The organism is Idiomarina sp. HB (assembly GCF_048059115.1).
Classification (GTDB): Bacteria; Pseudomonadota; Gammaproteobacteria; order Enterobacterales; family Alteromonadaceae; genus Idiomarina; species Idiomarina abyssalis.
The window spans coordinates 307845-330172 of record NZ_JAYLVU010000001.1; the positions used below are offsets into that span (position 1 = coordinate 307845).

The following is a 22328-nucleotide window of genomic DNA, read 5'->3' on the forward strand; positions in this document are numbered from 1 at the left end:
TGATAATGACGTTTAAAAAGCTGTTAGTGAGTGCCATGATTGCAGGTGCAGTAGCACCAGCCTACGCACAAGACGAGTTTGTTGTTCAGGATATTGAAGTTAAAGGGTTACAACGTGTCGCTTTAGGTGCTGCGTTAACTTATATTCCGGTTAGGGTGGGGGATGAGGTGAGTGAGTTACAGATTCGTAGCGCCATTCGCTCACTCTACTCTTCGACTCACTTTAACTATATTGATGCACGGAGAGATAACGATACGTTAATTTTCACCGTCAGTGAGCGACCAACCATTGCTGAAATTACCTTTGAAGGTAACAGCGATATCAAAGACGAGCAGCTTGAAGAGAGCTTGCTTGATAATAATATTGTTACTGGCGAACCTCTGGATAGAACCACTATTTCAGGCATAGAAAAAGGTCTGGAAGATTTCTATCATAGTGTTGGTAAATATAATGCATCGGTGGATATACAAGTTGTTGATTTGCCGCGCAACCGAGTTGAGTTGCGTATGAACTTCGACGAAGGCGACGCTGCTGAAATTGCACAAATTAATATTGTGGGTAATAAGGCGTTTGCCGATGAGCAACTTCTTGATGCTTTCGAACTTCGCGATGACCTCCCGTGGTGGAACGTTATTGGCGAAAAGCGCTACCAGAAACAGCAGTTAAGTGGTGACTTAGAGACTTTAGAGTCTTTTTATCGGGACCGTGGGTATTTGCGTTTTCAGGTTGAATCCGTTCAGGTTTCTATGACACCCGATCGTGAAGGTATTTATATCACCATCAATGTTAAAGAGGGTGATAAATACAACGTAAGCGAAACCGATGTTATTGGGGATCTAAAAGGCCACGAAGAGCTAGTCAGCCGAATTGCGACTATTGAAGAAGGTACCCTCTATAACGCCGCACAGGTGACTTATATCGAGGATATGATTAGCCGCTTCTATGGTCGTTACGGCTATGCTTATCCCGAAGTTCGAGCTATCCCTGAACATAATGACGATGACAAAACGGTTAAAATTACTTTCTCGGTAGAACCGGGTAAGCGTGTCTATGTACGTCACATTAATTTTGAAGGCAACGGTGCGACAAAAGACCGGGTGCTTCGTCGTGAAATGCGCCAACTGGAAGGTGCCTGGTTATCTGACAATAAAATTGAACAAGGTAAGGTTCGTCTTGAACGTCTTGGTTTCTTTGAGACAGTTGAAACATCGACCGAGCGAGTCGAAGGCAGCGATGATCAGGTTGACGTGACCTATAAGGTGAAAGAGCAACCATCGGGCTCCTTTAACGCCGGCGTTGGTTATGGTGACTACTCAGGTTTGCAACTTAATGCGGGTGTTCAGCAAAATAACTTTCTGGGCACTGGTAACAGAGTTGGATTTAATGTCAGCACCAGCCGCTTTAATAAAAACGTTAACGTTTCCTATACTGACCCGTACTTCACAATGAATGGCGTTAGCCTTTCAGGACAAGTGTATATGAGTGAGTTTGATGCCGGTCAGGCGGAAAACTTAATTCGTTACAATCAGAAAACCTTTGGTGTTTCCAGCGGTGTAGGCTTCCCGGTTGACGAAATCAACAGCTTTAACTTTGGTATTGGTTATAAAAACCAGGAAGTAACGAACGTTGACGGTTATGAGCAAATACGGAAATTTTATTCCGCATACTTAAATCGGGAGAACCCTGACGACGGTGTCGCTTTTGATATTTATGAGTTTAATATGGGCTGGTCCCGTGTAACCTTAAATAGAGGACGCTTTCCAACCAGTGGTTCTTCTCAACGCGCTGGTATTGAGATCTCTGCGCCGTTTAGTGACGTCCAGTATTTCCGGACGAACTATGAATATAAACATTACTACCCACTAACGCGTGACCAGCAATGGACATTCCTGACACGCCTTAACCTAGGTTATGGTAATGGTTATGGTACAGATGACAGAGGCAATGATTACTTATTGCCATTCTGGGAGTCTTTCCGAGTTGGCGGACAGGGCGACTTACGTGGTTTCGAAGCTAACACTGTTGGACCACGAGCTATTTACAGTTCGGCAAGCCAGCTACCGGCACCACCAGACGTAACCGGTGCGCCAAATGGCTTGCCATCTGGCTCAGATTCACAACAAGTTCAGGTGAGCCGCTTTGCCGTTGGCGGTAACGCAAAAGTTGTCGGTGGGCTTGAGCTTATCGTACCAACACCTTTTGTCGATGAAGGTATGCGTAATAGCGTAAGAACAAGTGTCTTTGTTGACTTCGGTATGGTCTGGGATACAGAATTCGACTACGATAGGTATAAAGACCTGGAGCTGGCTCAGGGAAGTCAGCCGTTAACGGATTACAGTTCGCCAGGCGACTTCAGAGCTTCAGCGGGTGTATCCGTTCAATGGATATCACCAATGGGTCCGCTGACCTTTTCACTGGGGCGGGCTCTGAAAGAAGTTGAGGGTGATGAAACTCAAGTGTTCTCGTTTAATATCGGAACCACATTCTGATAATAATAATTAAATATTAGTAATAAAATTTGAAGGAGTTTTACCTTGAAAAAGTTAATTAAATCTACAGCTGCAGCTGTTGCTGTTTCAACAGCACTTTTTGCAGGCGCCGCGCAAGCACAGCAGAAAATTGGTGTGGTCGATATGATGGAAGTATTCCAGCAGTTACCACAGCGTGAGCAAATTTCAGAGCAGTTACAGAACGAGTTCCAGGATCGCTTTGAAGAAATGCGTCGTCTTGAGCAAAAGGTTCAGGAATTGCGTCAAAAGCAAGAACGTGATGCGTCAATTATGTCTGCGTCTGAAAAAACTCAGCTAGAGCGTGACCTGGAAGAGACTATCTCTCAGGCTCAGCTAAAAAGCAAAGCGCTTCAGGAAGACACCCGTCGTCGTCAAAACGAAGAGCGTAACAAGTTGCTTGGCAAGGTACAGGATGCAATTACTGCAGTAGCTGAAGACAAAGACTACGATATGGTTCTTGAAAGTAACGCTGTAACTTACATGAAAGCAGATAACGACTTGTCTGGTGCGGTTGTCGAGAAAATGACCTCAGGTAACTAATCTATGACTGAGTACACATTGCAGCAGTTGGCTGACCATGTGGGTGGGGAGGTGCGAGGAAATGCGCAGCTCCCCATTTTGCGCGTGGCGACCTTGCAGTCTGCTACTGGTGACGCTATAGCTTTTTTGGCAAATAGTCGTTACAAAAGTCAGCTAGAAACTACGTCTGCCGGGGCGGTTATTGTCTCCGAAAAAGACGACAGTGATGCCGTTAATAACGCAATTCGGGTATCCAACCCTTATGCTGCATTTGCCAAAATTGCACAGTTATTGGATACCACGCCTAAGCCTGCGAAGGGCGTGGCTGATTCCGCGAAAATTGCTGAATCTGCCAGTATTGGAGTTAACGTTAGTATTGGTGAATACGTCGTTATTGAAGACGGGGCCATCATTGGGGATAACACCAGTATTGGAGCTCACTGCTATATTGGAGCTGAAACACAGCTTGGCTCTGGCTGTACGCTCTGGTCGGGAGTAAAAGTTTATCACCGTTGTGTTATTGGTGATAACTGTCTATTTCATGCAGGTGCGGTTATTGGAGCTGATGGCTTTGGTTGGGCACCTGAAAATGGTAAATGGTTGAAAATTCCCCAACTGGGCCGTGTTGTTATTAAAGACAACGTTGAAATTGGGGCTAGTACTACGGTTGATCGTGGCGCACTCGATGACACCGTTATCTCATCGGGTTGTATCATTGATAATCAGTGCCAGATTGCTCATAACGTATTTATAGACGAAGACACTGCTATTGCCGGTTGTACCGTTTTAGCCGGTAGCTGTCATATCGGTAAACGCTGTATGATTGGTGGTGCCTCAGCCATTAATGGTCATATTAGCGTATGTGATGATGTGCAAATCATGGGATTTGCTATGGTAATAAAAGAGATCACTGAGCCGGGCGTTTATGCGTCAGGTATACCTGCTAGCGGACACCGTGAATGGCGGCGTAATGGTGCCAGGTTCCGCCAATTGGATGATCTCTTTAAGCGTGTAAAAGAACTGGAAAAACAAGCTGACAATAACAACTGAGTAAGGTGAAAGGTTTGAAAATTACGGAATCAGGGTTTGATATTCAAGGGGTATTAGATTTACTTCCCCATCGTTATCCGTTTTTATTAATAGACAGAGTTATCGAGACAAACTCGAAAGACTCTTTGCACGCGATAAAGAATGTCAGCTTTAATGAACCGATGTTTAATGGCCACTTCCCGGGCAAACCAATTTTCCCGGGAGTTTTGTTGCTGGAAGCAATAGCTCAGGCCTGTGGTTTACTCGGTTTTAAAATTACAGAGAGTAAAAAGAGCGCAAACGACTTATACCTATTCGCTGGTATTGACAACGCGCGTTTCAAGCGTCAGGTTATCCCGGGCGATACAGTAGACTTTTATGTCACCTTTGAAAAAGAACGCCGTGGTATCTGGAAGTTTACCGGGCGTGCCGAAGTTGATGGCGAGGTCGCCTGTACTGCTGAAATTATCTGTGCAAGAAGAGAAGTTTAAGTGATTCACGAAACCGCAATTATTGACCCGAGCGCAGAGATTGGAGCCAATGTCAGCGTTGGCCCATGGACAGTCATTGGTCCAAATGTTGTTATTGGCGATAACTGCGACATTCGCTCGCACGTTGTTTTAAAAGGCCCTACGACCATTGGGAAAAACAACACTATTTATCAGTTTGCTTCTGTTGGCGAGGATTGTCAGGATAAAAAGTACGATGGTGAGCCAACTGAATTAGTGATTGGCGATAATAATGTATTTCGTGAATCCGTAACCATTCATCGTGGCACCGTGCAGGATGACTCGCTCACCAAGATCGGCGACAACAACTTATTTATGGCATATGTGCATGTGGCACATGACTGTGTAATAGGTAACGACAATATTTTTGCTAATCAGGTGACATTAGCCGGTCATGTTCATGTTGGAGACTGGGTTATCCTGGGAGGTATGACGGGAGTGCACCAGTTTTGCCATATTGGTTCACATTCGTTTGCTGCGGTGAATTCAATAGTGGTGCAGGATATTCCTCCATTTGTTATGGCGCAGGGCCATAATGCTAAGCCCAGAACAATCAATGCGGAAGGATTAAAGCGTCGGGGATATACTCCTGAACAAATTCAGAATGTACGCCGGGCATACAAAATATTGTATCGCTCCAGCCTGACAGTAGAAGAAGCGCTGGAAGGTATTACTGCACTAAATGAACCGGCACTTGACGGCTTCACGGCTTTTGTAGAAAACAGTTCACGAGGCATTATTCGTCCGTAATGAGTAGCAAAAAGCCGCCGAAAATTGCCATTGTTGCCGGTGAGCACTCGGGTGATCTGTTAGGGGCCGGACTAATGCAGGCCATTTCAAAGCGTCACCCCGGTGCATACTTTATTGGCGTCGGCGGACCATTAATGGCTGAGCAGGGAATGGACTCTTACTTTCCCATGGATGACTTAGCCGTTATGGGGATAGCCGAAGTCGTACAGCAACTTCCTAAGCTACTACGACACCGGAAAAAACTGGTGCAATATCTTATCGAAGAACAACCCGATGTAATGATAGGTATTGACGCTCCGGACTTTAACCTGACGGTTGAAACTCGCCTTAAAAATGCTGGTATAGCAACGATTCATTATGTCAGTCCATCGGTGTGGGCGTGGCGAGAAGGGCGTATTAAAGGCATTAAGAAGGCAGTAGATCATGTACTGTGCTTGCTGCCTTTTGAAAAGGACTTTTACGATAAGCACGGTCTCCCGGCGACTTTTGTCGGCCACCCTCTGGCCGATGACATCCCAATGCAATGGCAGCAGGCTCCAGCGAGAAAGGAGTTAAAACTCGAACCTGAAAGCGAGTATTTGGCTATTCTGCCTGGTAGCAGAAAAGGTGAAATTGCCCGTATGGCGCCTGTATTTTTGCGAGTTGCCAAAAAAATAGCAGAGAAGTATCCGAACCTTCGTTTCGTGGCACCGATGATAAGCGACGCTCGTGCTGAGCAGTTTCAGGAACTCATTAAACAATACAGTCCAGAATTGACCATTGCGCTTCCTGTAGGCGAAAGCCGTAAGGTTATGGCGGCATCAAATTACCTGCTACTGACATCGGGAACTGTGGCGCTTGAAGCATTACTTATTAAACGCCCTATGGTGGTAGCTTATCGGTTCCACTGGCTGTCTTATCAAATTATTAAGCGTTTATTCCATGCGCCGTTCTTTTCATTGCCGAACCTTTTAGCGGGCAAAGAAATTGTGCCGGAACTCGCTCAGTCAGAGGCGTCTGAAGAAGGTATCGAGCAGGCCTTAGTTGAGTTAATCGAGCAGGACAACACCGCTTTGCTTGAACAGTTCAAAACTATCCATCAGCAGTTGAAAGTCTCAGCCAGCGAAAAAGCGGCTAATGTTGTAGACTCCTTTCTATAATTCTATTTTTTAGAAATAAAACCTGAACACAATGCGCTAATAATTCCAAAAAATAGACCTTATTATAGAGGTATCTAAACAAGAGGAATTTATTATGGGTTTATTAGTGGATGGTCAGTGGCGCGATAAGTGGTATGACACAAAGAAACATGGTGGCCGCTTTGTGCGCAGCGAGTCACAGTTTCGAAATACAGTCGCTAAAGGTACAGAGTTTGAGCCCGAATCCGGCCGATATCATCTGTACGTTTCTTATGCCTGCCCCTGGGCTCACAGGGCATTAATTTTTCGGAAGCTAAAAGGTCTGGAAAGTCATATCGATGTCTCGGTAGTACATCCGTTGATGTTGGAGAATGGCTGGGAGTTTTCTGAAGCTCCTCTTAACGAGCCTCTCTATGACGCTGACTTTCTTTATCAAATTTATCTGAAAGCCGATCCGGAATATACCGGGCGAGTTACGGTACCAGTGTTATGGGATAAGAAAACCCAGACCATAGTCAATAACGAGTCAGCGGAAATTATACGAATTTTCAATTCTGCGTTTGATGAACTGACCGGAAATACTCTGGACTTTTTTCCGGCGAATAAGCAAAAGCAGATAGAAGAAATCAACGAGTGGGTTTACAACGACATTAACAATGGTGTGTACCGCAGCGGCTTTGCGACCACACAAAAGGCTTACGAAGAGGCTTACCAGTCTTTGTTTGCGGCACTGGATAAAGTCGAAGATATTCTCAGTCAGAGCCGTTACCTCGCCGGTGATGAACTGACAGAGGCGGACTGGCGGCTATTTACAACTTTGGTTCGTTTTGATGCGGTTTACTTCGGTCACTTTAAGACCAATAAGAAACGTATTGTCGATTATCCTAATATGTGGAACTACTTGCTGGAGTTGTATCAACACCCGGGTGTGGAAGAAACGGTTGTGATGGATCATATAAAAACTCACTACTACGCCAGCCATACCACAATTAACCCGACTCAGGTGGTGCCTAAGGGCCCTGAAATCAATTTTCATCAAACACATAATCGGGGTCAAAATGGAGGTAAAAAATCGTGAGCGCTATTTTGGCAAAACACCGGGGTATGCCTGCTCAGGACGGTGCTGGGGTTAAGCTTACCCGCATTATTAATCAGCCGGGTTTGAAACATCAGGATCCATTTTTAATGCTGGATGAATTTCGCTCGGATAATCCTGATGACTATATTGCAGGCTTTCCACCTCATCCGCATCGCGGATTTTGTACTTTGACTTATATGCTGGCCGGAACCATGGAGCACAAAGACTCGGTTGGCAATACGGGCGCAGTAGAGGCCGGTGGCGTACAATGGATGAAAGCAGCTAAAGGCATCATACACGCTGAAATGCCGAAGCAGGTTGAAGGTCTGATGTGGGGCTTTCAGCTATGGGTTAATTTGCCATCTGACGAAAAAATGAGTGAGCCTGATTGGCATGACTTTCCATCGGCGACTATTCCCGAAGTAAAAAGTGATGGCGCTCTTGTCAGAGTTATTTCGGGCCAATATCAGCAGCAAGAAGGTCCGGTAAGAGCGCCCGGGCGTGATTTCTTAATGCTGGACGTACACTTAGGTAAAGAAGCTTTTAGTTTGCCTTCTCAGGGACAAAAACGTCGCTTACTCTATGTTTATCAGGGCGGTTTAACGGTTAATGGAGAGCTCGCAAAGGAAGGTGAATTGCTCGTGCTTGATCCGGCGGACACGTTAACGTGCACTACTGACGAAGGTGCACGATTTATTCTTCTGGCGGCAAAACCCATCGAAGAGCCGATTGCTCAGTATGGGCCGTTTGTCATGAATAACTCAGGTGAGATTGAACAGGCGATAAAAGACTACCAGGCAGGGACTCTGGCAGCCAATCAAAAGCTAAGTTAGCGCAGTTCTAATGCTTCAGTCTGCCCCAGTAATCGCTCATAGCGGTTACTGTGGCTGCTGGAAAGTTGCAGACCTTCTAATACTTTAAAGCACTGGTCACATTCCTTTTTCAATAACTTTCGTTCTGCGTTAGGCGTTTCTTCGATAAAGCGCACGGCCGCCTGGATAAAGTTAAGTGCAGCGCCACTGTTCATTGGAGCCACCTCCATCGCTTCACGGAACAGCTCTAATGCGCGACTGTAATGACCTTCCTGATACGCTTCAGCACCTGCTTTGTGCACTTTAAAGAAGGCGTCCTGCTGCTTTTGAGCGGCGGCAAGTCTGGCTTGCAGGATTTTAGTGGTGTAACTGTCAAGTAGCAGGTTGTCGTCTTTATAGGCGGCGAGCGTATTGGCTTTTTCGTACTCGCCGACATCGAGCAGAATCGCAATAACGTCTGGTAATAAATCTTTGTTGATAGGTTGGTTCGTTGCCAGATTTTCCCCGACAACTTCGTTTAAACGCTGTTGGGCTTCGCGTAAACGACCGTTAAACGAATCAATTCGTGACAGTAAAATGGCTTCTAAATCTTCAAATGAAATATCGGCATGCAATAGATGCTCATCGTAACGGGCTCGCTGAAGCTCCATCGTAGCTTCGGTTTGGTATTTACTAATCTGCTGTGGCGTGTCGCTGTGTTCAGCTGCATCAAGAATACTGCGCAAGTAATTACATAAGTGCTGCGCATTACGAAAGACCGATTTGCGTGCTATTTGCAAAACGTTATTCATGGCTTGCTTGGCTATATCAAAGTCACCATTGTCGCGTGCTATGTGGGCCAGTTTGGTTTGTCGTTCAATAGAAAAGGGCGCCATGGTTATTGCATCGCGTGCGCTTTCCAGTGCCTCTTCAAGCTGTTGTTGTTGCAGGTAGCATTCGGTTTTTAAATCATGGGCCTCAATGGCATTGGGCATACGCTTAATAATATGATTAAGAATATTAAGCGCTTCTTCTGGTGAGTTTTGCAGCAGTCGGGTTTCCGCCAGCTTTAGAAACACCCAGCTATGGGAATTCTCTTCCAGCAGATCTTTAATGGCTATTTCGGCTTTATCCAGTTGCCCGGTTTTATTGTACAGCTCAATTTGCAGTTTTCGGCAATAATTGCTGTAACGGCTGTTTGACTGAATGTGTTTCTGGCAAGCGCTAATGCAGGCCTCATAATCGTGTTTAGTCAGAGCTTTAAATACATCTTTTAACCACATGCGACGCTTGTAGGCACGCATTAAACGAGAGCGCAAAACACGATGGGAAAAAGGCTTCATTAAATAGTCGTCTGGTTGCAGCTCCAGCGCGCTTAAAACCATTGGACGGGTATTGTCGCCGGTAATAATGAAGAACAGGGTGTGTTCTTTCATTAAACCGCGAACCTGAAGCTCTTCCAGTACCTGTCGGCCATTTCGGCCACGGCCGAGGTTATAGTCTACCAACAGAATATCGTGCGGGTTTTTGATGTAGGCAGCAATGCCCGCTTCACCCGTTGTCTTGATTTGGACGTCTTTTGCCCCCAAGTTTAACAGCAGGCCTTTGAGCATAACCTGAAAGGGCTTCTGGTCATCAATCAATAACACACGTTTATCATTGAGCTCTAAGGTTTTGTCCATTAGTGTCAAACAGTATCCTGATAGTATTCAATACCGACAGCATACTGGCTAATTTCAATAATGTTAAGCGGCAACGGAGGCTGATGTGAAAGCAATTCAGATTTCAGAGCAAAAAGTGATATGGAAAGACGGTATTAATTTAAGCGAGCCGCGTGCAGATGAGGTTCAGTTGCGTGTTTTAAGCGCCGGGGTTAACCGCGCCGATCTAATGCAAATAGCAGGGAAGTATCCGTCGCCTAACGGCGTATCCGATATTCCCGGGTTAGAAGTCTGTGGCGTTATAGAGCAGGTTGGCAGCCAGGTTTCCGACTGGAAGACAGGGCAACGTGTTAGTGCCTTACTAGCCGGAGGCGGTTTTGCAGAGCGGGTCAACGTTTCGGCAAAACAACTGCTGGAAGTGCCGGATGACTGGAGTCATGAAACCGCAGCTGGCTGGCTTGAGACTTTTGCTACTGCTTATCTCAATGTTTTCCAGTTAGCCGGGCTAAAACAGGGAGAGCGGGTATTGGCGCATGCCGGTGCCAGTGGGGTCGGAACTTCGCTAATACAGTTGTGCCGTGAAAGCGGTAATGACGTTATTGCGGTCGTAGGCAGCGATGAAAAATCACGATTTTGTCTGAACCTCGGTGCGAAGCATGTTATTAACCGATATCAGCAAGATATTGTTGAAGAAGTTAAGGCGCTGGGAGAAGTCGATGTCATCCTCAATCCGGTTGCCGGCGAATCTATCGCAAAAGACCAGCAGTATTTAAAGCAAGACGGTCGTATTATTTTGATTGGCTTAATGGGCGGTCGTACGGGAGAAGTTGATTTCGGGCGAATGCTAATGAAGCGTCAGAAGCTTATGGGCTCGACGTTGCGGGCGCTGTCTTCAGTACAAAAAGGTCATATTTTAAACGGTTTATGGCATGACTTTAGCGATAAGTTTAAAACCGGCAAAATAAAACCGATTATCGATCAGGTTTTTACGGCTGATGATATTCAAAAAGCGCTGGACTATGTTGCGGCGAATAAGACGCAGGGAAAGGTAATACTGAAGTTGGCCGAGCAGTAGTAAATGGTGGAGGGGGCAGGATTCGAACCTGCGAAGGCTGAGCCGTCAGATTTACAGTCTGATCCCTTTGGCCACTCGGGAACCCCTCCACTCAAGTGGCGCGTATAATAACAGTCTTAGCTTAGCTGTAAAGAGAAAACTTAAACTTTTAGGACTTTGGCCGATACAGAACTATCGGTAATTGATAATCCAGAGTCTTAATGAGTCAAGTTTCTGCTGTTCAGAACAATGCCGCTCATTTTTTTGAGCAACACGCGAGCGAAGCCGTTAACCACGGTTTCTCCGGTGAGTTCGCTTATTGGGTCTCGGCACTCGGCGCTGACCCGGTTGTCTCTGAACGCCCAACTGAGGTGAATTGGCAGCGCTCTATCGGTGCAGGCAGGGCAAGACCTTTAGATGTTCAGCCAGGTGCTGTGATGGCCTCAGGCGTTTATGCAACCGTAAGCCAGCTGTCGGACTTTAAATTACAGGACGCGACTCATCCTCAACCCCTCATTCCGGATGCAACGCCGGATCGTTTGCCTTTAGAGCTGATTCAGAACCTGGACTGGAAAGTACGGCAGCGACTTGAGAAGAAAAAGCAACCTCAGGCTGATGACAAAAACGACTACCGACACAAAGGGCCCGCCGGTCTTTACGATGTGCTGCAAAAACTGGGAATTACCCACTAAGCTTTTTATTGGTGTTAAAGAGTTCCCGACAACCTCTCTATATTGCATAATGCTGTTACCATTTCGCAAATTCGATAAAACATGAAGCAACTGCGCCCAGAGGACGAAGATCGTATTGACGCCTTTACTGAGCATTTGTGGCTGCATCATGGTTCCAGCGAAAACACTCAGGCGGCTTACCGTAGCGACTTACGACGTTTTTGTGAGTACCTTATACCCTCGAAAAAATCGCTGATGGACACCGATGAATTAGTACTTCAGGACTACTTGCTTTGGCGCAGAACTCAAGGGCTCTCGCCAAGAAGCACATCGAGATTTTTAAGTTCGGCAAAAAAGTTTTTCCAATTTGCGGTAAAACAGCAATGGGTAGCGGTTGATCCAACTGCGCGCCTGAAGCGTCCTAAATTGCCACAGAGCATTCCTCACTCATTAAGCGAAGCTGACGTTGAGTCGTTATTGCAGCAGCCTGATACAGAAACTCCCATTGGCCTGCGTGACAGAACCATGCTGGAAGTGCTTTACGCTACGGGGTTAAGGGTAACGGAGCTTATTCGTCTGCAGTATGACCAACTGAGCCGCCAGCAAGGCTTGGTAAGGGTTGTTGGGAAGGGAAACAAAGAGCGTTTGGTGCCTTTGGGGGAAGAAGCATTGGAATGGCTGGATACATACTTAAAACATGGCCGTCCGGCGATAACGGATAAAAGCAGTCCCTGGATATTCGTGACACAAAGAGGTTCGTTACTAACGCGTCAGGCATTTTGGTACCGTTTGCGGCATTACGCAGAGGAAGCCGGAATTTATGCTCATTTGTCGCCCCATACGTTACGGCATGCGTTTGCCACGCATTTGTTGAACCATGGCGCCGATTTGCGCGTATTACAGCTGCTTTTGGGGCATAGCGACTTGTCGACCACTCAAATTTACACCCAGGTTGCACGCGAGCGTCTGCAGGCCTTGCATGCTCAGCATCACCCACGCGGTTAATTGCATTTTAGCCGTTAAAAGGGTAGGGTTCGGACAGTTAATTTACGAGGTTATTATGCGCAATTTGATGTTTGTATTAGGGTTTGCGGGGCTGGCAAGTGTCGGCTTTAGTACCAGCGCTGTTGGTGCTGTACAAAATGAAGTTGATGCCCGCCATTTGAATAAAATTGGTATTGAGGTGTTGTCGACCGCGCCGGGTGAAATAGACGGTTATGTCCGTGCTGTTACTAATCAGGGCATGTTTTATGTTTCTGACGATGGTACGCGCTTAATCAGTGGAAATGTTTTCGATATTACCGGTAAGGAGCCTGTTAATTTAAGCGAAGCCGCAATGGCCAATGTGCGCTTAAAAATGCTGGAAGGTTTCACTGATGACATGATTGTTTATCCGGCAGAGAACGAAAAATATGAAGTTACCATTTTCACCGATACAACCTGTGGCTATTGTCAGCGTTTGCATCAAAACATGAGCAGTTATCATGCTGAAGGAATTACCATTAAATACTTAGCCTTCCCTCGTGGTGGTATGAGTAGCAAAGGTGCGCGTCAGTTGCAGACCGTCTGGTGTGCTGATGATAAAAAAGCAGCCATTGCCGCCTTTAAAGATGAAGAAAGTTTTAGCGGCAGCTCTAACTGTTCAAATCCGGTTGCTGAGCATTATCAACTGGGTAAATCCTTTGGCGTAACCGGTACACCAGCTATTATCCTGCCGGACGGACGTATGGTGCCTGGCGCATTACCGGCCTCAAGATTAGTGGCTGAAATCAAAAAAGGTGAGTCGCAGTAATTCATGAGTGACTATGAAATACGTCGTTATCAGGTTGTTGACGATGGTTTTCTGCCGCAGCAAATGCCTCCTTTGTTGCGGCAAATTTATGCACGGCGCGGAGTTCGCAGTGCGGACGAATTGTCTCTTAAAGCTTCAGGGCTTCTTCATTTCTCTTCGCTGAAAGATATTGCTAAAGCTGTTGAACTGCTTCGAACTGCATTAAAAAAGCAGCGACGCGTATGCATCTGTGGTGACTTTGACGCTGATGGAGCGACCAGCTCGGCGCTGATGGTTTCCGCTTTGCAGGCTTTTGGCTTAGAAAAGGTTGGTTACCGTGTTCCGAACCGAATGACAGACGGCTATGGGCTTTCTGTTGCTATGGTAAAACAACTGACCGCAGACAACGTCGATCTTATTATTACTGTTGATAACGGCATTGCGGCACACGACGCCATCTCTCTTGCGCGGGATAACGGCATACAAGTTTTGGTAACCGATCATCATTTACCTCCGGCGGAGCTTCCTCTTGCTGACGCCATTGTTAACCCAAACCAGCAGGGCTGCGAGTTCCCAAGTAAGAATTTAGCCGGGGTTGGTGTTGCATTTTACGTGTTGCTGGCGTTGCGCGCAGCGTTAAGAGAAGAAGGCATAGAACCTTTACCGAATCTGGCAGACTGGCTTGATCTTGTGGCTTTAGGCACTGTCGCCGATGTCGTACCGCTGGATTATAACAATCGCGTATTAGTGCAACAGGGTATAGCCCGTATTCGTAAAGGTATGAGCCGCCCCGGAATTAAAGCATTGCTGGAAGTTGCCAACCGTGACGCGAGTCAGTTGGCAGCCAGTGATTTGGGGTTCGCCCTGGGTCCGCGTATTAACGCTGCAGGCCGGTTAGACGACATTGGGCTCGGAATCGAATGTTTATTAGCGGGTGAGTCCCGGGCAAAGCAGTTAGCGCAGCAACTTAACGATTTAAACCAACAGCGTAAGTCTATTGAAACGGAAATGCGTGAGCATGCCGAAAGTGCAGTCGCGAAATTACGTTTTGACCAGGGGCAGGTACCGGATTTAGTTACCCTTTATCAGCCAGACTGGCATGCTGGTGTTATTGGTATTGTTGCGGGCCGGGTAAAAGAACAGGTGAACCGTCCGGTTATTGCATTGGCGAATGACGATGACAACTTACTAAAAGGCTCGGCGCGTTCGGTCAGTGGCTTGCATATGCGTGACTTATTGGAGCGTATTCATAGTCTGGAGCCTGGCATTATGGAACGTTTTGGCGGACACGCTATGGCAGCGGGGTTAACGCTAAAAAAAGTGAACCTAACGCGGTTTTCCGAACTGGCTGAACAAGTCGCATCCGAATGGTTATCGGAAGAACAAAAGCAGCGGGTATTCTGGTCAGATGGTGAGTTGACTGTACCGCAGTTGTCACTCGACAGTGTGAATACTCTGCAAAATGCAGGTCCATGGGGGCAGCAGTTTCCTGAGCCCATGTTTGACGGGCAGTTCGAGCTGGTTGATCAACGCATTGTTGGCGAACGCCATCTAAAATTGGTGGTGCGTCATCCTCAGGGGGAGTTGTTAGACGGCATCGCTTTTAACGTTGATACACAACAATGGCCAGCGCGGCAGGCTACGGTTGTTGAACTTTTATACAAGCCGCAACTTAATCACTTCCGCGGACGCACAAACGTCCAGTTGTTGGTGGAGCAAATCCGCGCAATACGTTAAACTACGCCCCTTTAAAATAAACAGAATTAGGTAGTCGCATGTTTGAGACCAACGCAACCTACAATAACATTAAAGATATGCGTGAGCGTAGCAATGCGCTTAGGGGGTATCTTTGACTACGATGCTAAGTTAGAGCGTCTGGAAGAAGTTACCCGTGAAATGGAACAGCCCGATGTCTGGGATGATCCACCAAAAGCGCAGGCGTTAGGTAAAGAACGTGCCGCATTAGAGCAAGTAGTAGAAACTCTGGATAAACTTCAGCAAGGTCTGGATGATGTAGAAGGCCTCGTCGATTTAGCTGTAGAGGCTGATGATGAAGATACCTTTAACGAAGCTCAGGAAGAATTATCAGGCTTAGAAAAACAGCTTGAAAACTTAGAGTTTCGCCGGATGTTCTCAAAAGACAATGACTCTGCCGACTGTTATCTGGATATTCAGTCAGGCTCTGGCGGAACCGAGGCTCAGGATTGGGCCAATATGTTACTGCGCATGTATTTGCGTTGGGCTGAAGCGCATGACTTTAAAGCGGAAATTACTGAGCTGTCAGAAGGGGATGTTGCCGGACTAAAATCGGCTACGGTGCGTGTAGCCGGAGAGTACGCTTATGGCTGGCTAAGAACCGAAACTGGTGTTCATCGCCTGGTTCGTAAGTCACCTTTTGACTCAGGTAATCGTCGGCATACATCTTTCGCATCGGTATTCGTTTACCCGGAAGTTGACGACGATATAGACATTGAAATTGATCCGTCAGATTTACGAGTTGATACCTATCGTGCTTCTGGCGCAGGTGGTCAGCACGTTAACCGGACTGATTCCGCCGTTCGCTTAACACACGAACCGACAGGCATTGTTGTACAATGCCAAAGTGACCGTTCGCAGCATAAGAACCGTGACTCAGCAATGAAGCAGCTAAAGGCAAAATTGTATGAGTTTGAGTTACAGAAGCAGAACGAAGAGAAGCAGGCATTGGAAGACTCGAAAGCAGACATTGGCTGGGGCAGTCAAATTCGTTCATATGTTTTAGATGATGCACGTATAAAAGACTTACGTACCGGCGTTGAAAACCGCAATACGCAAGCCGTGCTAGACGGCGCTTTAGACCCATTTATTGAAGCCAGCTTAAAAAGCGGGCTGTAAGTTTAATTTAAGTATCCCGACAGAGGAAAATCGATAATGACTGATAAATCGCAAGCACCCGAAGTAGACGTAAACGAACAGATCGCGCAACGAAAGGCGAAACTGTCGGCGCTTCGCGATAAGGGTATCGCATTCCCGAACGATTTCCGTCGGGACTCGTTAGCGGCCGACTTACATGCAGAATACGATGAAGTGAGCAAAGAAGAGCTGGCTGAAAAGGGCATTCGAGTCAAAGTTGCCGGGCGTATGATGACCCGCCGTATTATGGGTAAAGCGAGCTTTGCCACCATTCAGGATATGAGCGGGAAAATTCAGCTTTATGTTGCCCGCGACAATCTGCCTGAAGGTTACTACAACACTGAATTTAAAAAGTGGGACTTAGGCGACATTATTGGCGCGTCAGGTACGTTGTTCATTACCGGTACCGGAGAGCTGAGTGTTCAGGTAGACGACATACGCTTGCTGACTAAGGCATTACGCCCATTGCCAGACAAGTTTCATGGCTTAGCCGATCAGGAAACACGTTACCGCCAACGTTACTTAGACCTTATTACTAATGACGAGTCACGCAGCACTTTCGTGGTTCGTTCTAAAGTTATTGATTACATTCGTCGCTTTTTAAGTGAACGTCAGTTTCTGGAAGTGGAAACGCCTATGATGCAGGCAATTCCTGGCGGTGCGGCAGCGCGTCCATTCAGTACGCATCACAATGCGCTGGATATGGAACTGTTTTTACGTATTGCGCCGGAACTTTACTTGAAGCGTCTGGTGGTGGGTGGTTTTGAAAAAGTTTTTGAAATTAACCGCAACTTCCGAAACGAAGGTTTATCGACGCGTCATAACCCAGAGTTCACAATGTTGGAGTTCTACTGGGGCTATGCCGATTATCACGACCTGATGGACTTAACCGAGCAAATGTTACGCGGAGCGGCGGAAGCCGTGCTGGGTTCCGCTCAGTTTACCAGCCAGGGTGTTGATTACGACTTCGGTAAGCCATTTGAGCGTATGACGGTACTGGAAGCTATTCTCAAATATATGCCGGAAGTGAAGGTCGAGCAGCTGAACGATCTGAACAGCGCGACAGAAATTGCTGAGCAGGTAGGTGTTAACGTTAAGCCTTCCTGGGGCCTGGGTAAAATTCAAATTGAGATATTTGAGACGGTTGCAGAACACCGCTTAATTCAGCCGACCTTTATTACCGCATACCCGGCAGAAGTATCACCGCTTGCTCGTCGTAACGATGACAATCCATTTGTCACGGACCGCTTTGAGTTTTTTGCCGGTGGACGTGAACTAGCGAATGGTTTCTCTGAGTTGAATGACGCAGAAGACCAGGCTGAGCGCTTCCGTGAACAGGTTGAACAGAAAGAAGCGGGCGATGACGAAGCGATGTTCTACGATGAAGACTATGTTACGGCTCTTGAGCACGGCATGCCCCCAACAGCGGGCGAGGGTATTGGTATTGACCGTCTGGTGATGTTGTTAACTGATTCAGCCTCTATTCGTGACGTACTTTTATTCCCGCACATGCGCCCAAAAGCCGACTAATTTAACCGGCTGAAAAGTGAATCTAATGCGCATAAAAAAACCCGGCTAATTAGCCGGGTTTCTTTTATCGAAATCAAAAAGCTGTGCTTAGTGATCTTCGCCTTCAGTATGCACGTGACCGTGCTCAAGTTCTTGCTCAGTCGCATCACGAACTTCAAGCACTTCTACGTCAAAGTTCAGGTTAACACCTGCTAATGGGTGGTTACCGTCAACAGTCACTTCGTCGTCTTTTACTTCAACGATAACGACAGACTGCTCGCCTTGATCCGTGCTGGCGCGGAACTGCATGCCAGGCTGAACTTCGTTGTCGCCGAACAGGTTGCGCGGTACAGTCTGGATTAAGCCGTCATGACGTTCGCCATAAGCTTCTTCTGGCTTAACTTCTGCGGTGAAGCTATCGCCAACAGTTTTGCCTTCCAGTGCATTTTCCAGACCAGGAATCAGCATGCCACGACCGTGGATGAAGTTCAGTGGGCTGCCATCTTTAGACTGGTCCAGTGTCTGGCCATCTTCCGTTTTAACGGCATAGTTAATAGCCACGACTTTGTTTGGTGCAATGGTTTCGCTCATAAGTTTAACCTAATTGATAAGGCAGTGAGTGTATTTCCAGAAGACTTGCGTCGTCATCCCGAACCCGAATAGCTGTGTCAGCGTCTATATCGCTGGGTAAAACAGCTAGTAAGTCCACGTGGGTGTCGGTGCGGTTCACTGCCATAATGACCGTACCTGCACGACGCCAGTTATCGCCAATGGCTTTCTCTAATTGCACACCCGGTGTAACTTGAGCCGTTACTTTACCGGATAAGCGAAAGAGTGCCCGTTTCTGTTTGCCCAAATACTTCATTCGGGCAATAGTCTCCTGGCCGATATAACATCCTTTGTCAAAACTGATTCCATCCCACGCCTGCAAATTCATCATTTGCGGGACAAACGCCTGGCTGTTTTCAGACGTAAGTTGTGGGCGAACCCGTTCAATTTCCAACGCATCCCAGTAGGGTTGCGAATAATCCGTAGAAATTGGTTGTTGGCTGAGTAACAGATATTGGTCGGGACTTGTCCCAACCTGTATTACCCGGCCATCAAATTCTGATGCAACGCTGGCTGCTTTATTGCCAAAAACACCTGCAATGTTCCAGTCGTCACTGACATCTTCAGCTGTAATTTTACTAAACACACCGTATTTCTTTAATTGTGCCAAAGAGCCTTCAATTGCACTGCGATGCATAATCAGCAATACGGCATCGGCTTCACGACAAAGCCAAAAAACGCTAAAGGCTTTTCCGGTTTGATCACAATGTGCGCCATATAACCAATTATTCTGGTCGAGTTTGCGTAAATCACATGTCAGCTGACCCTGTAAAAAACTGTCAGCATCTGCACCGGAAACAGAAAGGATACCATAATCCGTCAGTTGAACGGAAAGGCTGTCCAGATTTGCGTCACTAAAATGCTGTGTTAACTCAACCACAATGACTCCTTATTAAATGGCTTACGTGGTAATATTAGGGCACATTATCGAATTACAAGGGCAATTGCTGCGGAGATTTTATGTTGCCGTTAAAACAATCGGAAGAAGCACTTAAAGACAAGCGTCGTTTACGTTGGGCCTGCCGCCGGGGAATGCTGGAGCTGGATGTATTATTTGAACCTTTTGTCGATCAGGCTTATGACGAATTGAGCGAAGAGCAGAAAGCGGTATTTCGTCGTCTGGTTACCTGCGATGACCCGGATCTTTTTGCCTGGTTTATGGGACACCAGAAGTGTGAAGATGAAGAGCTCGACGCCATGGTTCAGTTTATGCTGTCACGCGTCAAAGTGTGAATCCTGCTCATTTCTTTAATTTACAGCGGCCAATGGGGACACTGTCTGTTTCTTCATGTGGCCGTTATTGGTGGTGGCAACAGCAGCGCTGGCAGTTTTTTAGTAAAGCGCTGGTTATTGCTGGCTTGTTGGTGCTTTTACCTCTCACCCGTAGAACTGAAACGAATAAAGAAGTACGCCACTGGCTATGGATTTGGTGGTTTCAGCTGCCGCAGGCGCAGCAATTTAAATTGCGACGCCAACTGCAGCAGTTGTCTGATTATTAACACTCAAGAGCTAAGCCTGGGTGATTAACTTAGGAGAGAGTACGGTTGGCTTTGTTTCAGGCAAAGTTTCAGGATAATCGAGTGTATAGTGCAAGCCTCGGCTTTCTTTGCGACTCATAGCACTTCTTACGATTAACTCAGATACCTGAACCAAATTCCGTAATTCAAGCAGGTTATTACTCACCTTAAAGTGAGAATAGTATTCGTGAATTTCGCGCTGCAACAACTCAATGCGATGTAACGCACGCTCCAGCCGCTTGGTAGTGCGGACAATGCCGACGTAATCCCACATAAAGAGTCGTAACTCGTGCCAGTTATGCTGAATAATAACTTCCTCGTCGGAGTCTGCTACCTGACTTTCATCCCAGCCTGGCAGGTGAGTTAAGGCTTGTCGCTGTGACTGTTTCGACAAAATATCTTTAGCCGCGGCACGAGCAAAGACCAAGCACTCCAGTAACGAATTACTGGCCATGCGGTTTGCGCCGTGCAGGCCAGTACAGGCAACTTCACCAACTGCATAGAGATTCGGTAAATCGGTGGCAGCATTCAGGTCTGTCTTTACACCACCACAAGTGTAATGTGCAGCGGGCACCACAGGCATGGGTTCTTTACTGATGTCTATCCCAAGCGACAGGCATTTCTCCATAATAGTGGGGAAATGATGCTGGATAAACTCTTTAGGTTTATGAGAAATATCCAGGTACATACAGTCGGCACCCAGGCGCTTCATTTCGTAGTCTATAGCCCGGGCAACGACGTCGCGTGGCGCTAACTCTGCTGACTCGTGAAAATCAGGCATAAACCGGCTGCTATCCGGACGCTTAAGTAATGCGCCTTCACCACGCAAGGCTTCGGTGAGTAAAAAGCTTTGTGCGTTGGGGTGGAACAAGCAGGTTGGGTGGAATTGGTTAAACTCCATATTAGCAACGGCGCAACCTGCTCGCCATGCCATGGCTATACCATCACCGCTGGCAATATCCGGGTTACTGGTATATTGGTACACTTTACTGGCTCCGCCTGTTGCCAGAACAACACAGCCAGCAGCGACTGTTTCAACCTGTTCTTTAGGGCGACTCCAGATGTAAGCGCCGTAACAGCCGGCAGGTTTCCCAATGCGTGAACCGGTAATTAAATCAACGGCATTGTAACGTTCTAAAATGGTGATATTCGGGTGCTCTAAAGCCTTCTTCTGCAAGGTGGTTTGTACGGCCTTGCCGGTGGCGTCAGCAGCGTGCAGAATTCGGCGGTGACTATGCCCACCTTCCCGGTTTAAATGGTAGGTAGGGCTGTCATCCTTCGACTGCACCTGATCGAAGCCCACTCCTGCATCAATAAGCCATTGCAGACTTGCGCGGGCATTTTCTGTGGTAAACTTAACCGCTTCGGGGTCACAGAGACCTGCGCCGGCAATTAAGGTATCTTCGATATGGCTTTCGATACTGTCATTTTCATCGAAAACAGCTGCGATGCCGCCTTGAGCATAAAACGTTGAGCCCTCAGTCAGCGGGCCTTTACTTAGGACGGTGACTTTTAAATCATCAGCCAACTGTAAAGCGGTGGTTAAACCCGCGGCTCCCGAACCAATAATCAGCACATCGCATTGATAATTTGCAACAGGTTCCATAAAGTACTCAATGTGAATTTTGAACGATTTTACGCATTTGGCGATATTTTTGCGAACTTTTTACATGCGGTCCTGTCACAGTCAGTAAGATACAGGACGGGCCGCCAGTTCCAGCAGTTCCTGGGTTAAGGGAGAACAGGCTCGGATGAGCGAACAGGTGAGTGACCAACAGCTGGTCGAAAGAGTACAACAAGGTGATAACCGGGCTTTTGATCTGCTGGTAAAGAAGTATCAGCACAAAGTCATGAGTTTGATATCGCGTTATGTCAAACAACAGGGTGATGTAGCTGATGTTGCACAGGAAGCGTTTATAAAAGCGTATCGAGCGCTACCGAACTTCCGTGGTGACAGTGCTTTTTATACCTGGTTGTACCGAATTGCGGTGAATACAGCGAAAAACCATTTGGTTTCGCAAGGTAGAAAGCCGCCCGCATCCGATATTGATGCTGAAGACGCAGAGTTCTATGAAGGAGCTGGAGCACTCAGAGACAGTGCATCTCCGGAAAGACAAATGTTGTCTGATGAAATCAGAGATGTGGTACTTAAAACAATTGATGATTTGCCTGAAGATTTACGTCGGGCAATTACATTAAGGGAAATTGAGGGTCTCGGTTACGAGGAAATTGCGCTAGAAATGGATTGCCCTATCGGGACTGTCCGCTCTCGCATCTTTCGCGCTCGGGAAGCAATAGATAATCAACTCCGACCGTTGCTGGAACGGTAAACTAAAGAGG

22 protein-coding genes and 1 tRNA gene are annotated in these 22328 nt (G+C 47.0%); 18 read left to right on the plus strand and 5 right to left on the minus strand.

Translation table 11 applies throughout. From position 1 onward, the window contains the following. Nucleotides 1–5 precede the first annotated feature (5 nt). The 8 genes from bamA to VBY75_RS01595 all read left to right on the plus strand — a co-directional run bounded on the left by bamA (nt 6) and on the right by VBY75_RS01595 (nt 8346). Nucleotides 6–2489 (plus strand): outer membrane protein assembly factor BamA, encoded by a 2484-nt coding sequence (gene bamA, locus VBY75_RS01560; RefSeq protein ID WP_271331288.1) that lies wholly within the window; start codon nt 6–8, stop codon nt 2487–2489. Nucleotides 2490–2534: 45 nt separating this feature from the next. Then, nucleotides 2535–3050 carry an OmpH family outer membrane protein gene (locus VBY75_RS01565; RefSeq protein ID WP_224797305.1) on the plus strand — a complete coding sequence of 172 codons (516 nt, stop codon included), beginning with the start codon at nt 2535–2537 and terminating at the stop codon, nt 3048–3050. A 3-nt stretch (nt 3051–3053) separates the two neighbouring features. Continuing rightward, the gene (gene lpxD, locus VBY75_RS01570) at nt 3054–4079 is read left to right on the plus strand and encodes a UDP-3-O-(3-hydroxymyristoyl)glucosamine N-acyltransferase (protein WP_199494880.1); all 1026 of its coding nucleotides are present in this window, start codon (nt 3054–3056) and stop codon (nt 4077–4079) included. 14 nt (nt 4080–4093) lie between these two features. Continuing rightward, complete coding sequence (fabZ, locus tag VBY75_RS01575; protein WP_416510725.1) at nt 4094–4549, plus strand: 3-hydroxyacyl-ACP dehydratase FabZ; 456 nt, start codon at nt 4094–4096, stop codon at nt 4547–4549. After that, nucleotides 4550–5317 carry an acyl-ACP--UDP-N-acetylglucosamine O-acyltransferase gene (gene lpxA, locus VBY75_RS01580; RefSeq protein WP_054488150.1) on the plus strand — a complete coding sequence of 256 codons (768 nt, stop codon included), beginning with the start codon at nt 4550–4552 and terminating at the stop codon, nt 5315–5317. Then, nucleotides 5317–6456, plus strand: a complete 1140-nt coding sequence (lpxB, locus tag VBY75_RS01585; RefSeq protein ID WP_416510727.1) for a lipid-A-disaccharide synthase — start codon at nt 5317–5319, stop codon at nt 6454–6456. Before lpxA ends, lpxB begins: the two co-directional genes overlap by 1 nt. Nucleotides 6457–6550: 94 nt before the next feature. Beyond that, nucleotides 6551–7513, plus strand: a complete 963-nt coding sequence (locus VBY75_RS01590; protein WP_199496393.1) for a glutathione S-transferase family protein — start codon at nt 6551–6553, stop codon at nt 7511–7513. Beyond that, nucleotides 7510–8346 carry a pirin family protein gene (locus VBY75_RS01595; RefSeq protein ID WP_416510730.1) on the plus strand — a complete coding sequence of 279 codons (837 nt, stop codon included), beginning with the start codon at nt 7510–7512 and terminating at the stop codon, nt 8344–8346. The genes VBY75_RS01590 and VBY75_RS01595 overlap by 4 nt, the downstream gene beginning before the upstream one ends. Here the strand turns inward: VBY75_RS01595 and VBY75_RS01600 are convergent. Further along, nucleotides 8343–9986 carry a tetratricopeptide repeat-containing response regulator gene (locus VBY75_RS01600; RefSeq protein WP_054488142.1) on the minus strand — a complete coding sequence of 548 codons (1644 nt, stop codon included), beginning with the start codon at nt 9984–9986 and terminating at the stop codon, nt 8343–8345. The two genes, VBY75_RS01595 and VBY75_RS01600, sit on opposite strands and share 4 nt — an antisense overlap. A gap of 85 nt (nt 9987–10071) precedes the next feature. Between VBY75_RS01600 and VBY75_RS01605 the strand changes: the two genes are divergently transcribed. Then, nucleotides 10072–11040, plus strand: coding sequence for an NAD(P)H-quinone oxidoreductase (locus VBY75_RS01605; RefSeq protein ID WP_416510732.1), 969 nt, complete (start codon nt 10072–10074; stop codon nt 11038–11040). Nucleotides 11041–11044: 4 nt separating this feature from the next. Here VBY75_RS01605 and VBY75_RS01610 read toward each other — a convergent pair. After that, nucleotides 11045–11129 (minus strand) — tRNA-Tyr (locus VBY75_RS01610). A 111-nt stretch (nt 11130–11240) separates the two neighbouring features. Between VBY75_RS01610 and VBY75_RS01615 the strand changes: the two genes are divergently transcribed. From VBY75_RS01615 to lysS, 6 genes are all read left to right on the plus strand, one after another. After that, entirely contained in the window at nt 11241–11711 is a 471-nt protein-coding gene (locus VBY75_RS01615) for a VC2046/SO_2500 family protein (RefSeq protein ID WP_222235453.1), read from the plus strand. An 81-nt stretch (nt 11712–11792) separates the two neighbouring features. Next, the gene (gene xerD / locus VBY75_RS01620) at nt 11793–12695 is read left to right on the plus strand and encodes a site-specific tyrosine recombinase XerD (RefSeq protein WP_054488138.1); all 903 of its coding nucleotides are present in this window, start codon (nt 11793–11795) and stop codon (nt 12693–12695) included. A gap of 55 nt (nt 12696–12750) precedes the next feature. After that, entirely contained in the window at nt 12751–13482 is a 732-nt protein-coding gene (gene dsbC, locus VBY75_RS01625; protein ID WP_054488542.1) for a bifunctional protein-disulfide isomerase/oxidoreductase DsbC, read from the plus strand. Between the two features lie 3 nt (nt 13483–13485). Further along, nucleotides 13486–15198: a single-stranded-DNA-specific exonuclease RecJ gene (gene recJ, locus VBY75_RS01630; RefSeq protein ID WP_222235452.1), complete on the plus strand. Its 1713-nt coding sequence runs from the start codon at nt 13486–13488 to the stop codon at nt 15196–15198. Between the two features lie 38 nt (nt 15199–15236). Next, nucleotides 15237–16335, plus strand: a protein-coding gene (gene prfB, locus VBY75_RS01635) for a peptide chain release factor 2 (RefSeq protein WP_143441131.1) whose coding sequence is annotated in 2 segments (ribosomal slippage) — nt 15237–15311 and nt 15313–16335 — 1098 coding nt in all. Because the reading frame shifts where the segments join, the coding sequence is not laid out codon by codon here. 36 nt (nt 16336–16371) lie between these two features. Then, on the plus strand, nt 16372–17883 hold the full coding sequence (gene lysS, locus VBY75_RS01640; RefSeq protein ID WP_054488136.1) for a lysine--tRNA ligase: 1512 nt from the start codon (nt 16372–16374) through the stop codon (nt 17881–17883). 87 nt (nt 17884–17970) lie between these two features. Here lysS and VBY75_RS01645 read toward each other — a convergent pair whose 3' ends face one another. Both VBY75_RS01645 and VBY75_RS01650 read right to left on the minus strand, forming a co-directional pair. Further along, a complete protein-coding gene (locus VBY75_RS01645; protein WP_199494195.1) occupies nt 17971–18453 on the minus strand; it encodes an FKBP-type peptidyl-prolyl cis-trans isomerase in 483 nt (160 codons plus the stop codon). A gap of 4 nt (nt 18454–18457) precedes the next feature. Further along, nucleotides 18458–19351 (minus strand): YgfZ/GcvT domain-containing protein, encoded by an 894-nt coding sequence (locus tag VBY75_RS01650; RefSeq protein ID WP_222235451.1) that lies wholly within the window; start codon nt 19349–19351, stop codon nt 18458–18460. Between the two features lie 80 nt (nt 19352–19431). On the opposite strand from VBY75_RS01650, the gene VBY75_RS01655 reads away from it, so the two are divergent. Next, nucleotides 19432–19704 carry a succinate dehydrogenase assembly factor 2 gene (locus tag VBY75_RS01655; RefSeq protein WP_054488124.1) on the plus strand — a complete coding sequence of 91 codons (273 nt, stop codon included), beginning with the start codon at nt 19432–19434 and terminating at the stop codon, nt 19702–19704. Then, nucleotides 19701–19970, plus strand: a complete 270-nt coding sequence (locus tag VBY75_RS01660) for a hypothetical protein (RefSeq protein WP_054488122.1) — start codon at nt 19701–19703, stop codon at nt 19968–19970. Before VBY75_RS01655 ends, VBY75_RS01660 begins: the two co-directional genes overlap by 4 nt. A 10-nt stretch (nt 19971–19980) precedes the next feature. On the opposite strand, the gene nadB is transcribed toward VBY75_RS01660, so the two are convergent. After that, a complete protein-coding gene (gene nadB / locus VBY75_RS01665) occupies nt 19981–21594 on the minus strand; it encodes an L-aspartate oxidase (RefSeq protein ID WP_222235450.1) in 1614 nt (537 codons plus the stop codon). Between the two features lie 145 nt (nt 21595–21739). Between nadB and rpoE the strand changes: the two genes are divergently transcribed. Continuing rightward, entirely contained in the window at nt 21740–22318 is a 579-nt protein-coding gene (rpoE, locus tag VBY75_RS01670; protein ID WP_054488120.1) for an RNA polymerase sigma factor RpoE, read from the plus strand. Nucleotides 22319–22328 lie beyond the last annotated feature (10 nt).